Here is a 15,332-nt window from a genome sequence, read left to right as displayed (position 1 = left end):
TCAAACACTAGGCTTATGGCACTAACTTCTGTAGTTTTATTGATGGTTGCTTTATTTATTCATGTTATTTTAACATAACTACTCTTGGAGAGCCACATTGTTGAAGCTAGTTTTAATATTTTGGTAGTTCAAAGTGAAGGCAAACTTTCCCAGCGATCGGATTTGTCCGGCTCCAGCTAGGATTGAATCAGTGCCTTTGAGTTGACTAGGAAACCATTCAGCTAAATGTTCGTAGGCAGAAAGCTTATTTAGAATAGCTTTAGCGTCTTCCACCTTAGCCCACACCTGTTCAGATGGGCGAAGTGAAATGTCTTGCTTTAACACAACCTGTGGTTCAGAAACCTTTGCATTCTGTTCGGTGTCAATGTGTAAAAATGACAGAATAGGTAAAGCATCCAGGGAGCCGTAAGTCTCTACAATCATTCGACGGACTTTGATCAGAACTTCCTTTCCGGTTCCTCCCAGTCCAATTACTACGGTGGGAGTCATTCCAATGTAATCAGCCATTTATAACACTCACTTTACTGAAATTTACTGTATATAGTTTTAGAATTCATATTCTGTAAATATTCTCAAACCGTAATTGCTATGCGCGAATCTGAACGGACGAGATGCGATCGCTCACATCAAAACGGAGCTTGCATTGCTCCTCTAAAGAAACCTGCTACCAGAACTAATTCGGCAAATACTTCGCCAGTAAATCCTAGCCCTGACCGCCCATTTCCTCCAACATCCTCTCAATCTTCTCCATCGCTAGCGGCGACGGTTTAGAGCGTCTATTTTCCCAACGATTAATCGTAGTATAAGTAACGCCTAGAGTGGCTGCGAATTGTTCTTGCGTAAGCCCAGCCAAAAGTCGCAGATCACGAATGATCTGCCCCACCTCTGGCTGGTTGATAGCCAAGGGTTTTTTGATAGTCATTTAACTTCTAAACTTGATTCACTAGCTTAAGTCGCTAATGCTATATTCTTTGTTACATATTATTCATGCTAAATCTGCACAACCACCGTACATACACTGAAATGTGTTTTTATAGTAAAATTTATTGCTTTGATTAAGGGAGTTTTTTAAGTGATATTGAACTTGAATTCAAGCGTGATCGCCCTTAGATTCAGTATTTTGCCTATGGGATACCGATTTTTATAGGAATTGAAGAGAAATTAGGTTTGATGATTCACTTTACTATAGTGCTACCATCTAAGTTTGATTTAAACTAAACACTAATAAACACTAATTTCTCAATACAAACAACTAATTTAATTGACACCTAAGACTTAGTTTCCTGTGTCTGTGCGTCGATAATTACACTCCAGTCATCGTTTGTCACCGCAGCTTCAAGTTGACGCTGACGTTCGGCTTCACTCGGATTTATTGTTTCTGACTCTTTAGAGAGGGTTGTGTCAGCCATTGCTTTCCGCAGTTTTAGCTTTTTCTCCTCGTAGGCTTGGCGTTGAACCTCTGACATTACCGCCTTGGTAGCTTCGCCTACCGTGCTAGCCCACATCCCGCAATCGGTTGCATTACCAGGTGGTGTAGTTTCGAGTTCTGCTATCCACGCATCTCGCAAATCTTCCATTTCTTGACGCTTCGGGAACTTGAATGCTTGCACGCGGACAAAAGCACACTTTTGCTGACCATTTTGGGTGATATGACCGTTTAGGGAAAGCAACACATTCCGAGAATAGCCAATGTACTGTGGGCGGCGTTCTGCGTCTAATACGGCGTAAACACCTGCAATTTTAGCGTTCTGAGCAGCCGTACTCCAAGCCTCAAGGTCAATGATTTCAGTACCATTGTTTGCCAGTTCAGGAGTTATACTCACCTCAATGGCGGCGTGTTCGTCGTCAGAACTGTACAAAAAATCATGCAGTCCACGGTGGTTTATGGGGACATTTTGATGTTCAATTGGCGAGTTATGCTGAGTTTCCATTGCAGTTTATCTCCGAGTTATTAATTAGCGCTACGCAAATATATGCCCTTAAAATATTGAAGCTTAAATCTACTCACATTTCCAAATTCTTGTTCTGACAAAGCAAAAACAACTATTAAACTTCCTATGAATCAATTAACGCCTAAAAATTGGATGTTCATCAAACAACGACTGACTCCTTATTTGTTTTTGCTACCCGCCTTGGTTCTTTTGGGATTAACTGTCTTTTGGCCTGCACTGCAAGCATTTTACCTTAGCTTTACTCGCTATGAAGATATTGGCCAGCCGCCACAATGGATAGGTTTCGCAAACTTCTTCAAGCTTTGGAAAGATGCAGTTTTTTGGAAAACCTTGGAAAACACTTTTCTATATCTTGTGGGTGTAGTACCAATTTTAGTAATTGCTCCCTTAGTGCTGGCAATTTTGGTAAATCAGAAACTGCGGGGGATGAATTGGTTTAGAGCAGCTTACTACACCCCAGTGGTAATTTCAATGGTGGTTGCGGGAATAGCTTGGAAATGGCTGTATGCCGAAAACGGATTACTCAATCAGTTACTGAAAGCTTTAGGTCTTTTTCCAGAAGGTATTCCTTGGCTAACTAGCCCAGCCAAGATTTTTGGTATTGTACCAATTTCTCTTGCCAGCGTCATGGCTGTCACCGTGTGGAAGGGACTAGGTTACTACATGGTGATTTATTTAGCGGGGTTGCAATCAATTCCTGCTGATGTGTACGAAGCTGCTGCGATCGATGGCTCTGATGGTATCAGCAAACATTGGGATATTACCATACCTTTGATGAAGCCGTATTTAGCACTAGTGGCAGTAATTTCGGCTATTTCTGCGACCAAAGTCTTTGAAGAAGTATACATTATGACCCAAGGGGGGCCACTTAGTAGCTCGAAAACGATTGTTTATTATCTATATGAGCAAGCCTTCAATAATTTGGAAATTAGCTATGCTTGCACTATTGGATTAGTGCTATTTTTGATAATTTTGGGGTTATCAATTTTGCGATTAATTATTAATCAGCAGGGGGACGATAATATTACAATCTGATATTGACCGAATTTAAATATATTAAATTCGGTCAAGAGCATCCCCGAACATCTGAAAATATTCAAATATCGAGAGTGCATGAAAACAGACACGATTTTTTACACCTTATTCCAAACTATTCCAGGTGTCTTATTTGAACTTTTGGAACAATCCCCAGCCCTGGCGTTGCACTACCAATTTACCTCAGTAGAAATCAAAGAACTAGCACGTCGTATCGATGGTTTATTCTTACCCAAACCTGACTTCCCAGAAGACACAATCTATTTTGTTGAGGTGCAGTTTCAGCGCGATAATGATATTTAATGGCGAATAATCACAGAAACTTTCCTGTATATAAATCAATATAAAAAACTCCATCCCCTTGTGGGTGGAGTTTTTGGGAATGGGGCATAGGGCATGGGGAAGAAGTTACCAATGCCCTATGCCCTATGCCCCAAGCGGCGGGGCGGCTATCCCTCTCCACCCACGAGGGGATGGAGTTTCCCGCCGCTTTCAATAAACCTCAACGTCGCTGGCAAGCAGTATTACTTTTTGCTCAACGCAGTCTCGACCCAGGTGTGCCATTCATTTATCAAACATCATTAGCTCAACAGCAAATTCGGATAATTTATTTAGACGAGTTAGATGATGTACCATCATCTTCGATTGGGCTAGGCGTGATTAAGTTAGTAGTTGCAGCAGAAGATCAAGCCGTACAGCAAGCGAAAAACTTGATAAATCAAGTACAACAAACCGATGAAGCTAAGCGTAGCAATCTCTTAGAATTAGTAGAGAGAATGCTTATCTATAAATTTGTAAATAAAAGTCAGCAGGAGTTGGAAGCGATGTTTGGATTAACTGATTGGAGGCAAACTAAATTTTACCAGGAAGTAAAGGAAGAAACAAAGCTCGATACTATACCCCGTCTGCTTAAGTTTGGTTTAAGTATAGAGCAAATCGCCGAAGCATTACAATTGGATGTTGAACAGGTACGACAAGCTATTGAGAAGCAAGGAGAACAGGGAACATGAAATATTCATCATTGAAGAGATTCTTTAAAACCGCGTTTGATACTCTACTACAGCACGACTATCATCAGATAAATTAGTGGAAGCACGCACTCGAAATTCGTCGTTTATGCGGTAATTAACACCCCATTGGAAGGGGTCATTTGTTGTCAAAATTTTGATGCTGGAAAAGGATATTTTAGAAGAAATATCAACCCCAGCCTCTGCTGCTAATTCCAAACTTGAACTGCTTCTTCCGGCTTCGGGATTATCAGAAATAACGGTAGGAAATATCCGCAATTCACTTAAGCCAAAGGTACTCCCAATCTGGTTAAAAGCTGACTGAAAATTGTTGAACACAGCCGAACCTGCGATATTAATCAGACCCAATGTACTGTCACCACGTCCTTGGGTGTCTACAAAGCCACCTCCTAAAAGAGCAACAATTTCGGTTTGACTACGTGATGGGCTGCTTGTAAGTTCTAGATTTTCATTTAGTTTGCTGGCCAGACCCTTGATAGTAGCTTCGACTCGAACACTCTCTAAGGCTGATAAACCTGTGGAATTTACCCGGCTGAAATCATTATTTTGAGTTACGTCCAGTACTTTGGCAAATAGTCGAATGTCTAAGTCAGGGTCACGGGGTTGAGAGGGACTAAAAGTTGCGGTGTGTTTATAGCCAGAAGCAAGGTTAAATTGGGTAGTAAATAAATTGACGCCACCTTTTTCTAAGCGGATAGTACCATCGGGTATTGGCTGATTGATTGAACCGTTAACGATGAGATTACCAGTTGCAAGGAAACTAAGAATAGGTGGACGGGTAATTTGGACATTTTTGCCTAGTTCCAAATCTAGATTATTAAATTTAGCGATGCCTAACGGCAAGGCTGGCGCGATCGCATTTCCCATCCCATTCCCAATTTCACGTTGACTCTGCTTATTGGCTTTTGTGGGTGATACACCAAGACTACTATTTGCAGATGCATTAGCATCGGTAGATTCTGCCAGCAATACCTGACCATCAAACAAACTAACTTTACCGCCAATCATGGGGTTGAGGGCAGAACCAGTAATCTGCAAATTGCCGCTAGCGCCTCCCTGGTAAAGTCCCTTGAGATTCAACGCTAGCTGATCGAGATTAACGGTTAGGGGATTGTTGATAATCACGTTCTCATTGTTAAAAATGGGAATTTCTCCAGCAGCTTCTACCTGACCACGGCTAAATCTACCCTGAAGATTTTCTACTAAGATGCTGTCAAAATTAAACAGCACTCTACCTGTAACACGTCTGAGCTTACCTGGCAAAGCCTGGGCTGAAAAAGTAGCATTATTAATAGTAGCAATTCCATTTACTTCGGGTTTTTTGAGTGTTCCGCGTACCTTGAGGTCTACTTCTCCTTGACCTTTCTCAAATACTACTTGATTAGTGAATGCATTTAACAGTGCTAATCCCTCGTTTTCCAACTTCATATCCAGAGTTATTTGATCGCTGTCTGGTGCCACGGAAGCAAAAGGCAATTTATAAGGTATGCTGCCAGTAATATCAACAGGTTTTGGCCCAGCAACTGCTACAGTACTACCAAAGTTTAAGCGTCCGTTGGCATAGCTGAAACCTGCCCTCGCTGACTCTATTTTGTTCTGATTTAGTATTCCTTCTGTGATTTGCAATTCCCCTCTAGCTTGGGGATTAGCAATACTGCCTGCTAAAGCTGCTGTAGCGTTAAGATTACCTGTGATTCCAACTGGCAGTTTGACAAAATTATTCAGTATTTGTACCGGAAAATTATTCACCCGCAACTGACCGGATTGCTGATCACCGCCAACGTTACCCGTGAAGGCAATCAGCCTGTTTTTAGACTCGATTCGTAAAGGTAGCAAACTTAAAACACCGTTTTCAAAGTTGCCTTCGGCAATCACGTTATCGGCAGTATAAAAACGATTCAGTTCTTCTTTTTTACCCCAGGTAAAATTTTGTCCATTCAAATTAAATGCCACTGACAATCCATTGGCTGTAGCTGTATTTACAGCCACTTCTCCGTTGAAAGTCCCCTTTAAGTCTGCCAAATCTGGTATTGGAGTAGAATTAAGTCGCTGTTGTTCCTGTTCTGCTACCAGGACTTCAATTTCAGAAAACCGTTGGATTTGGTTAAATAAGGGCTGATTTGGCGCTCCTTGGGGGGTGGTGGTTAGATCCTCTGCTGTGCCGTAGATTTCTGCTGAACCACCTGGCAAATTTTGTAAATCAAATACCTGTGCTACAGCTAGAACATCTTCGATTTTACCCTGGTTGACGTTCAGTTTACCTTGTAGTTGAGGGCCTTTAGGAGTTTGAGCCAAAGTACCGACAAGGGCGTAGCGACTGTTGCCCTTGAGAAATTCGCTACTGGCGAGTGTGGCTTTCCCGTTAGCGTAGCGGAATTGAGCAGCTATTCGATCGCCTTTAAGCCGGCCAATTTGCGGATTGGCGATCGCTAAATTCCCCGTTGCTGCCAATGTCTGCTGATTCAACAGCAAATCCCCAGTTAACAATCCAGCGATCTTACCAGTACCCAAACGAGTAATTGGTGGCGGAGTCAAATTCAATATTTGCAAGGGGAAATTTGCAACTTTGAGTGTCCAATCATTCCCTTCAACATTACCTGTGGCTAATGCTTGCTGCCATTGTACTAAGAAGGATTTAGGGCGATTATTGGCATCTAAATTAAAGTCCAGGCGATCGCGATTCCCTGCCAAGTTCAAATTTAAACCGCGTCCCTGTGCTGAATCGATGTTTCCAGTTAACAACGGCTCAAAAGCAATATTTTGAACAACCAAGTCTCGTAAATTAATTTGCCCTACTACATTTGGTAACGGCAACTTCCCAGTGATTTGACCATTAAAATCTACTTTCCCCGCCACAGCAACCTGATTAGGAAGATTGATCGGTAACTGTTTTAGATTGTAATTCTGGGCTTGGACGTTGAGATTTAGCTCAGTAATTTCCGGTATACCTGCCTTTTTTGCATTGGCTAATATGTTACCAGTAACATTTAAACCGGGAGCAGTTGCTCGCTCAATGGTCAGCCTTTCACCACTCCAAGCGATCGCAGCCGTCAAGGGTTGTTCAAGACCGGGGATACCTTGGGATAATTGTACCTGTCCAGCAGCACGCACATCAGCTAATTTGGATGATCCAAGGGTGCCAGCTAATTGCAACTGACCGCCAAATTGACCCCGCAATTGCTGATTTAACCGATTTAATTCCACACCGTCAGCATTAACTACAGCTTGATAGCGACCATTTGACAATTGAATATTAGAGGCTGCGATCGTTCCACCTGCAAGATTCAGCCGTCCCTGACCACTGGCTTGGATAGTTTGCGGTTTAAAAGAATCAACAGAACCCGCCACGTTCAGTTGACCAGTTAACATCCCTCGCAACTGCGGTGGTACTGCTACCAACTGCTGCAAGGGTACATTATTTGCTTGAACTTGCGCCTGATATACACGATTAGCCACTTGGATATTAGAGGCTGCGATCGTTCCACCTGCAACATTAATTAGTGCCTGACCATTGGCTTGAATATTTTGTGGTTTAAAAGGATCAACAGCACCCGCGACGTTGAACTGACCATTTAACGTTCCTTGGAACTGCTTTGGTACTGTTGCCAACTGCTGCACAGGAACATTCTTAGCTTGAACTTGCGCCTGATATAGACCATCAGCAATTTGAATATTAGAGGCTTTAATAGTCCCGCCACCAATAGCAAGGCGACCCTCACCACTGCCACGGAGGGTTTTTAGGCTGAAATTATCTCTGTTGCCTGCTATTTGGAACATACCCGCCAATGGATTATTTAAAGCTGGAGGAGACTGTTTTAATATTTGTCCCAACCGCACATTATTAGCTACGAGTTCAGCAGAAAAGTTTTGGTCTTGCAGTTGGATATTAGAAACTGCAACTGTGCCGCCACCAATTTGAATTCCTGCACCATCAGTGCGAATCGTGGCAATTTTAAATGGTGCTGTGCTACCTGAGAGGATCAGACGACCATTGAAATCTACCCCCGCCAAAGAGACATTTTGCAGTTGACTTTTGTTTACAAAGGGTTCCAACTTCACCCCAGAGGCAACAGCCACAGCTTGCCAACGCTGATTGACATAACTACCAGTTATCCCTACCGTACCACCACTGACATTCAGAGCCACATTACGGAAAGAGACGGTGCGATCGCTAGCGATCGCGACTTCGCCAGTTCCGGGGTAAGTTCCGTTAGGAGCTTGGAATTGTACCAGAGTTTGGGCATTGGTAGGAGTGCCAGTTAGTTGGGCTGTAGCTGAGACATTGCCGATTTGGAAATTGGGTGTTATTTCGTAAACTTTGGCGATCGCATCCCCTGGAAGATTCTGGGCAGCGAAATTTAAATCCAGTCGGGGGTTTTTTCCGAGTTGAATTGTACCAGCGCCGATGATTTCACCACCAACTTTCGTTTTACCTTGAATATCTTTCAGGGTAATTAAAGAAGATTTAGTAACAAGCTCAAATTTACTAGTGATGTTATTAAAATCAACTTTGTCAATCCGGGCAGTTTGAATTGTGGCAACTGTGCCTGAGAGAATCGGCTCTTTTGTTGATCCGGTAATCTGCAAAGAAGCTTGTACTTGTCCAGCGATCGGCACAGGTAGTTTTACCTTAAGAGTTTCTTGGGCATTAGCCAAACTCACCATATTGACACGCGCTGCCAACTTAAAACCTGCTTTAGTGTCAATAATTCCCGTCGCCACTAAGGGAATTTTGCCGTAGTTGCTAGTAACATTATTTAACTGCAACTCTGTTCCCTGGAAATGAAGGTTTCCTTGGCTATTGCTCAACAGTTGCGGCACTTTCGGAATTTGAACTGTTACCCCTTGCACAGCAGCGTTGCCAAACAATAAAGTCGGCTGTCCTGGTGTCAACTTAATTAACAAGTCGCCATTAGCTCGACCCGCCTGTAAGTTCACTGGTAACTTGATTAGGCGAGTAATATCCGCAGCCAGCAAATCTTGCGATCGCACCTGAAAGTTCCCTGCGAGCACCTTAGAACGTGTCTCTCCCTGAATGGAAATACTGCCACCACTATCTGCTTGACCCCCCACTTCAAACCTGATGAACTGGTTATTTGCTAAAAGTTGGGCAGATCCATTCAGTTGAGAAAATGTTACGGGGGATGAGGGGGATGAGGGGGATGAGGAGGATGAGGGGGATCTTGCTCCCTTATCTCCCCCTGCTCCCTCATCCCTCTTCTGTGGCATCAAGGCCAGCTTGGCATTACGAAACCGCAGGTAGTCCAAATCGGTTTTAATTACGCCGCCTTGGCCAGACGACGCTATCTTAGTGGAAACCCAGCGCCCTTGGTCATCCTGTTCAATGTAAATATCTGGGTTAACTAAGGTGACATCTAGCTTTAGGTGGCGGTTAATAATTAGTTGTAACAGGTCAAAACCCACCTCTACAGATTCGACTACCGCCCGATCTGGATCTGTGGGTGTCGCGGGGATAGCTGAACCCCCAAACTGCACTCCCATCAAAGAAAATTGTGTGACTCTTCCCAGTTTTATCGGCCGGTTGAGTGTAGTTGTCAGACTTTGTTGTGCTAAGGGTGTTAACTCTGTTTGGACAAAAGTCCACAACCGCCAAATACCGACGACAATTGCTAACAGTAAAAGTCCGCCCAAGGCAATGCTACCCCGCCTCAACACCAGCAACCACAGACGCTTGCGGATAGGGGAAAGGGAGTGATGATCTTGATGGGAAGAGTTAGTCATTTGCTTTCACAGTATTAATTGCCGGATATCGCTGGCACACACAAGCATTAACTGGCACATTGATTCACTATGCCATTTCCAGGATACGCCAACTAAACCCAAGACCTCATTGGTTGAGTTACGGAATTTGCTTGATCTAACACTTATGCTTAATAATATTGGCGTTTTCAGGAAAATCTGAGCTGAATAGATTGAAAATTGTTTATGTGACTTTTCCTGAGGCACAACCTAGAACTTTAATGTTAATAGACCTTAAAAAAGACAGATGATTACACCTATGCGTCTTTTTGTGTTAATTTTTAACGCTCGAACGGAAAATGAGGGGATTCACACGATTCGGGAGGGCGATCGCAATAAAATTCTGATGTTCGAGTCAGAAGACGATGCCACACGCTTTGCCCTGATGCTGGAAGCTCAGGATTTCCCCTCACCGACACCAGAACCGATCGATGCTGAGGAAATCAAGGAATTTTGCGAAAGTGCTGGATATGAATGGGAAATCATCCCAGAAAATACCAATTTAGTTGTCACTCCCCCAGAACTTAACGTGGAACAAACCGACTGGCAAGCAGATGCCCAGAAGGAGGATACTGTTGAAGACACCTTCTCTCTCAATCAACAGCCACTAGAAGAACCAGAATTATCTGATTCTGAACTAGAGAAGATGCGTCGCAAATTGGAAGGATTGTTGTAATTTGTCATTAGTCATTAGTCATTGGTGAGCCAGTGCGGTCTTGGGGGTTTCCACGCCACTTGCCTCACTTGGGGAGACCCCAAGTGAGGCAAGTGGCTCCCTATGAGCAACTGGTGTTCGCCCCTGGGTGCCGGAGGCATCACCCGAAGGGTCATTGGTCATTAGCCATTGGTCACTTGACTAATGACATAGACGAGACGCTCAAAGGGCAGCTTTCCGTAGCGTAGGACAAAGGACAAAGGACAAGGGACAAAGGACAGAGGACAAATGACAAATTTGCAGGAACGCGGACATCTTTTAACTGAGATGATAAATCCTAACAGTCTTGACTTAGACCAGCTCAGTTCTCTGGAATTGGTGGAGCTGTTTAATAGCGAAGATCAAAACGCAGTTGCGGCGGTTGCGGCGGCGAAAATTGAGTTGGCACAAGCAATTGAGCGTACCGCAGAGCGTTTGCGCCACGGTGGACGGCTATTTTATATCGGTGCGGGTACAAGTGGCAGGTTAGGGGTGTTAGATGCTGCTGAGTGTCCACCTACTTTTTGTACGCCTCCAGAGTTGGTACAGGGGATTATTGCTGGTGGTGCGGGGGCGCTGGTACGCAGTTCTGAAGATTTAGAAGACAGTATCGAAGATGGTGAGGCGGCGATCGCCCAAAGACACATTACCCAACTAGATGTAGTCGTTGGCATTACTGCTGGTGGGACAACACCTTATGTCCACGGTGCCCTTCATGCTGCTCGTCAACGGGGAGCCACTACTATTTTTATCGCCTGTGTTCCGGCTGAACAAGTTAGCTTTGATGCCGATATTGACATTCGCCTATTGACAGGGCCAGAAATAATCGCCGGATCAACTCGCCTAAAAGCAGGGACAGCCACGAAGTTAGCTTTAAATGTCCTTTCTACTGGGGTGATGGTCAAGTTAGGTAAAGTTTATGGCAATCGCATGGTAGATGTGGCAGTCACAAATCAAAAGTTACGCGATCGCGCTTTGCGAATTTTACAAGACCTCACAGGTTTAAGTCGGGAAGCTGCTGGTTTTTTACTAGAACGTAGTGGCAAGTGGGTTAAGCTAGCGCTATTGATGCACTGGACTGGTTTAGAAAAAGACGAGGGCGATCGGCTTCTTTCAGAACACCAAAGTAATCTCAGAGCAGCTGTTATCAGCTATCAAAACCACAACCAATCTGAAAGAAATTTTCCTAAATAAACCACGTCTACTTTGAGAACCAGAGTTTTTAAAAGTAGTGGTAGCATCTTGCTCACTGCTGGTAGTAGTGGGCAAAATGCCATGCTACTCCAACTTTCAAAATGGATGAAGTTTAAATCTTTATATAGGACTAGTACCGCGTAGGTTGGGTGGAGCGGAGCGCAACCCAACTGATTATCGTAAATTAAAGGGTTTAAGACCCCTACATCTACATATAGCACCCATTTCAGTCGGGGTTTAAATCCCCGTCTGAAATGTCTTTAATTTTGAATTTTGAATTTTGAATTGTTAACAGGATGTTGGGTTACGCAAAGCCTCCAACGCCACTTGCTACAACGCGGGAAACCCGCGCAACGCAGTGGCTCCCCAAGCGACAATTTTTTTTGCAACATTAAAGCCATGACAGGCTACTACAAGACTACCGAGATTTTTTCAGAAATCAAATATGATTCCTATATATAGCTGCTACTTGCCTCAGTAGCACGCCTTTTTTTCAGAAGAATATTCCTTAGAAAAGTTCAGTGAAACTGATATATATTAAGAAATATAAATTTAAATAAATATTTTTATCATTTATTGCCAATCTCAATAACTAAAGCAAGAATATCTGGAGACTGCTAATGATTTTTTAAATAAAACTTCAGGACTTATACGGATTGAATTCAGTATGAAAATTATTACAATATTAAATTAATACTAAATTCATCATCATCTGGGCTATAGGAACCCACTAGAGTGATGAAAGATTAGCAGAAAAAGTATCCCAATAAGAAACTCTGTACTAAACGACTTAGTTACTGGCAAAGTTTTTTCTATCTTCCCATCTTCCTTGCTTGAGATCATCTTGATTTAGCCTGCTATATACCAAATGTATTTGTAGTTATTGATATGTCTGCTGACCACTATCTAATGTGAGTTTTTCAAAGGTTGGCTTTTTAATAAAAGGAACAAACTATGCCCCACCGGGAAGTAATTTCAAATAATCTAGTAAATGAATTTCAAACTTGTACTCAGCTGCAATATAATGGCAAATTAAATATTAAGAGTTCAAAAGGCAGCCAATGGACTTTTTACTATCGGCTGGGACGAATAGTTTGGGCAACAGGGGGAACTCATCCCTTCCGACGCTGGCGTAGACATATGGCTCAAAATTGTCCCCAGATTGATGTTGATAAGTTGCAGTTGCGTTTGCAAGACCTATCAATCGATTACTGGGATTATCGCCTTTTAGAAGTCTTGTACAAAAGGCAGAAAATCCAGAGGGAACAGATTAACTCTATTGTCGATAACACAATAGCAGAAATATTATTTGACGTAGCTATGCAAGGAAATTTTGCTTCTATAAGTTGCAATCGCAGCCAAGAAGTTATCTTAGAAGCACCAATGAGCTTCACAAGTACAGAAATGTCGGTAAAGCAGATGCAAGAATCGTGGAAAATTTGGTCAGAAGCTGGTTTAGCAAATTTTTCTCCTGACTTGGCACCATTTCTGCGGCGACCAGAAATACTCCAGAAGATGGTAAGTCCATTTGTCTATAAAAACTTTGTCAATTTAATCAACGGTAAATTTACTCTGCAAGATTTAGCTGTGAAAATGAAGCAGGGTATACTACCACTCACCCGTTCGTTGGTTCCCTATATCCTTAAAGGAATTATTGAATTGATGGAAGTGCCTGACTTGCCTTTGTCAGTTACTGAAGTCAACAATAACTCTACCACTACACATCTAAAGAAGCGGACTGCTCCCCTAATAGCTTGTGTCGATGATAGCCCCCAGGTATGTAAAATGCTAGAGGATATTATCACTTCCAATGGATTGAGGTTTGTCAAGATTCAAGATGCTGTACAAGCTCTACCAACCCTCATTCAGGAGAAACCAGACCTGATTTTCTTGGATTTGATTATGCCAGTTGCTAGTGGTTATGAAATTTGCACTCAGTTGCGACGAATATCTACCTTTGCTAACACACCAATCATTATATTAACAGGCAATGATGGTTTTTTAGATAGAGTTCGTGCCAAGGTAGTCGGTTCTACAGATTTTCTCACTAAACCCGTAGTAAATGATAAGGTGATGGCTATAGTACGTAAATATTTACCTACACCGAGTGTATCCATCGACAAGAATAAACCTAATTTAGAGGTTTGTAATTAGGGGGAATTAGAGGCTAAGTAAGTGGGCGATCATCAATAATACTGTGTTATATTATACCACATAAAATTAATTAAAGGCTTATAGTAAGGGCTAAAGCTCTTACTATAAGCCTTTATTATTCACGACCACTTACTTATTTATAAACAAAATATTAAGTGTAGGGTGTGTTAAACGAGAGTACGGCACTAAAAGCCTGGAATGGTGCTGTACACTTGTCTAACACACCCTACAAGGCTACTTAAATTTTTTCAAAAACAATTTACAATTCCTATATTAAGTTATGTTGAGTACGTATTTTCTCTGAGGTTGATACGTAAAGATTGAATCAAAATTAGACAAATACAAAAAATTTGTATTTATACCAGTCCTATTTTAGTTGTGAAATAGTGGTTAGGGCAAAGGGGTTAGGGGCTAGTCCCTTCCATGTCTTTGTTCATGAATCATTTAGGATTTGGATGTCTAATTTGTTTACACTTTGAGAAAAATTTAACGAGTAATTGCGATGAATACTGTTTTAGTTGTTGAAGATGGCTTAACAGATATGGAAATAGTCAGCCGTTACTTGCAACAGGCAGGTTATTCTGTGATTAGCGCCACAAGTAGTGAAGAGGCTCAAGACAAAATAGATAAAAATAAGCCAGACCTAATATTACTCGACGTAATTTTACCGGGTAAAAGTGGCTTTGAAATTTGCCGAGAACTGAAAAGCAATCCCGACACTAGCAAAATACCTGTAGTTTTTTGCTCTACTAAAAATACTGATGTAGATAAAATTTGGGGTAATATGTTGGGCGCTGATGGTTATCTATCCAAACCGATTGAACGAGAGGAATTACTGGTAATTTTGAACAGATTGATTAATAAGTAAGAATGCAATAAATAAACAGTCAATAAAAGTCGCCACTTCTAAATTAAATAATAACTACAAATAGTGGCTAAAAATAAATCATCAACGACAAAGGATTAATAACTTTGGAAACCAAGGAAAAGTTTTTGAGTTTTAATTTGGGAATAAGTGATACAGCCGTAATTTCGTTACAACACATCACAGAAGTTTTGCAAGTATCATTACCAGAGATATGTGGCGTTCCTGAGATGCCTAGTAGCGTCTTGGGTATTTATAACTGGCGCGGTGAAATGCTTTGGTTGGTAGATTTAGAGGCAATGTTAGGTTATCCTCCAATTTCCCAAGGAGCAAATTTACTTTCAATAATGATGGGGATTGTTCTGGAAAACAAGGGTAAGTATTTGGGACTCTTGGTGCGACAACTTATCGATATTGAATGGCTGGATACTAAGCAAATGAAACCCGCAACTACTGAATTATTTTATCTTAAAAGCTCACCTTTCTTACAGGGATACTTTATTAATGATTTGGAGGAGATGATTTTTAATTTAGATGCCATAACGATTATCCAAGCTCCGATGTGGGGGATTCATAATTGAAGATTTAGTAATGGGTGATTAGGCAATTTTGACAGTTACTAATCCTTAATCACCAAATGCCCGAGTATT

12 protein-coding genes are annotated in these 15,332 nt (G+C 42.0%); 8 read left to right on the top strand and 4 right to left on the bottom strand.

Annotation, left to right across the window (positions count from 1 at the left end; translation table 11 throughout):
* Window positions 1-78: 78 nt before the first annotated feature.
* The 3 genes from V7L05_RS31070 to V7L05_RS31060 all read right to left on the bottom strand — a co-directional run bounded on the left by V7L05_RS31070 (window position 79) and on the right by V7L05_RS31060 (window position 1,931).
* The gene (locus tag V7L05_RS31070; RefSeq protein WP_335170000.1) at window positions 79-507 is read right to left on the bottom strand and encodes a tubulin-like doman-containing protein; all 429 of its coding nucleotides are present in this window, start codon (window positions 505-507) and stop codon (window positions 79-81) included.
* A 196-nt stretch (window positions 508-703) separates the two neighbouring features.
* Window positions 704-922, bottom strand: coding sequence for a helix-turn-helix transcriptional regulator (locus tag V7L05_RS31065; protein ID WP_335169998.1), 219 nt, complete (start codon window positions 920-922; stop codon window positions 704-706).
* A gap of 346 nt (window positions 923-1,268) precedes the next feature.
* Window positions 1,269-1,931, bottom strand: coding sequence for a GIY-YIG nuclease family protein (locus V7L05_RS31060; RefSeq protein ID WP_335169997.1), 663 nt, complete (start codon window positions 1,929-1,931; stop codon window positions 1,269-1,271).
* 126 nt (window positions 1,932-2,057) lie between these two features.
* Here V7L05_RS31060 and V7L05_RS31055 point away from each other — a divergent pair, with 126 nt between their 5' ends.
* The 3 genes from V7L05_RS31055 (at window position 2,058) to V7L05_RS31045 (ending at window position 3,997) form a co-directional block, all read left to right on the top strand.
* Window positions 2,058-2,987 carry a carbohydrate ABC transporter permease gene (locus tag V7L05_RS31055; protein ID WP_335169996.1) on the top strand — a complete coding sequence of 310 codons (930 nt, stop codon included), beginning with the start codon at window positions 2,058-2,060 and terminating at the stop codon, window positions 2,985-2,987.
* 78 nt (window positions 2,988-3,065) lie between these two features.
* Window positions 3,066-3,290: a DUF2887 domain-containing protein gene (locus V7L05_RS31050; RefSeq protein WP_335169994.1), complete on the top strand. Its 225-nt coding sequence runs from the start codon at window positions 3,066-3,068 to the stop codon at window positions 3,288-3,290.
* Between the two features lie 125 nt (window positions 3,291-3,415).
* Window positions 3,416-3,997, top strand: a complete 582-nt coding sequence (locus V7L05_RS31045) for a DUF2887 domain-containing protein (RefSeq protein ID WP_335169993.1) — start codon at window positions 3,416-3,418, stop codon at window positions 3,995-3,997.
* A gap of 24 nt (window positions 3,998-4,021) precedes the next feature.
* Here V7L05_RS31045 and V7L05_RS31040 read toward each other — a convergent pair whose 3' ends face one another.
* A complete protein-coding gene (locus V7L05_RS31040) occupies window positions 4,022-9,757 on the bottom strand; it encodes a translocation/assembly module TamB domain-containing protein (RefSeq protein WP_335169992.1) in 5,736 nt (1,911 codons plus the stop codon).
* A gap of 265 nt (window positions 9,758-10,022) precedes the next feature.
* Between V7L05_RS31040 and V7L05_RS31035 the strand changes: the two genes are divergently transcribed.
* The 5 genes from V7L05_RS31035 (at window position 10,023) to V7L05_RS31015 (ending at window position 15,263) form a co-directional block, all read left to right on the top strand.
* Window positions 10,023-10,451, top strand: coding sequence for a DUF3110 domain-containing protein (locus V7L05_RS31035; protein WP_335169990.1), 429 nt, complete (start codon window positions 10,023-10,025; stop codon window positions 10,449-10,451).
* A gap of 267 nt (window positions 10,452-10,718) precedes the next feature.
* Entirely contained in the window at window positions 10,719-11,663 is a 945-nt protein-coding gene (gene murQ / locus V7L05_RS31030; protein WP_335169989.1) for an N-acetylmuramic acid 6-phosphate etherase, read from the top strand.
* Window positions 11,664-12,617: 954 nt separating this feature from the next.
* Window positions 12,618-13,817, top strand: coding sequence for a response regulator (locus tag V7L05_RS31025; RefSeq protein ID WP_335169987.1), 1,200 nt, complete (start codon window positions 12,618-12,620; stop codon window positions 13,815-13,817).
* A 502-nt stretch (window positions 13,818-14,319) separates the two neighbouring features.
* On the top strand, window positions 14,320-14,685 hold the full coding sequence (locus tag V7L05_RS31020; RefSeq protein WP_334947724.1) for a response regulator transcription factor: 366 nt from the start codon (window positions 14,320-14,322) through the stop codon (window positions 14,683-14,685).
* A gap of 104 nt (window positions 14,686-14,789) precedes the next feature.
* Complete coding sequence (locus tag V7L05_RS31015) at window positions 14,790-15,263, top strand: chemotaxis protein CheW (protein WP_335169985.1); 474 nt, start codon at window positions 14,790-14,792, stop codon at window positions 15,261-15,263.
* Window positions 15,264-15,332 lie beyond the last annotated feature (69 nt).

The organism is Nostoc sp., from assembly GCF_036917755.1.
GTDB lineage: Bacteria > Cyanobacteriota > Cyanobacteriia > Cyanobacteriales > Nostocaceae > Nostoc.
Note: the sequence above shows the minus strand (reverse complement) of the source record. Positions and strands in the feature narration are given on the sequence as shown.

Excerpts from the sequence above, each read along its gene's own strand:
- murQ (WP_335169989.1), top strand. The coding sequence starts at position 10,719 with ATGACAAATTTGCAGGAACGCGGACATCTTTTAACTGAGATGATAAAT.
- V7L05_RS31040 (WP_335169992.1), bottom strand. The coding sequence starts at position 9,757 with ATGACTAACTCTTCCCATCAAGATCATCACTCCCTTTCCCCTATCCGC.
- V7L05_RS31035 (WP_335169990.1), top strand. The coding sequence starts at position 10,023 with ATGATTACACCTATGCGTCTTTTTGTGTTAATTTTTAACGCTCGAACG.
- V7L05_RS31060 (WP_335169997.1), bottom strand. The coding sequence starts at position 1,931 with ATGGAAACTCAGCATAACTCGCCAATTGAACATCAAAATGTCCCCATA.
- V7L05_RS31020 (WP_334947724.1), top strand. The coding sequence starts at position 14,320 with ATGAATACTGTTTTAGTTGTTGAAGATGGCTTAACAGATATGGAAATA.
- V7L05_RS31065 (WP_335169998.1), bottom strand. The coding sequence starts at position 922 with ATGACTATCAAAAAACCCTTGGCTATCAACCAGCCAGAGGTGGGGCAG.
- V7L05_RS31025 (WP_335169987.1), top strand. The coding sequence starts at position 12,618 with ATGCCCCACCGGGAAGTAATTTCAAATAATCTAGTAAATGAATTTCAA.
- V7L05_RS31050 (WP_335169994.1), top strand. The coding sequence starts at position 3,066 with ATGAAAACAGACACGATTTTTTACACCTTATTCCAAACTATTCCAGGT.
- V7L05_RS31070 (WP_335170000.1), bottom strand. The coding sequence starts at position 507 with ATGGCTGATTACATTGGAATGACTCCCACCGTAGTAATTGGACTGGGA.
- V7L05_RS31045 (WP_335169993.1), top strand. The coding sequence starts at position 3,416 with ATGCCCCAAGCGGCGGGGCGGCTATCCCTCTCCACCCACGAGGGGATG.
- V7L05_RS31055 (WP_335169996.1), top strand. The coding sequence starts at position 2,058 with ATGAATCAATTAACGCCTAAAAATTGGATGTTCATCAAACAACGACTG.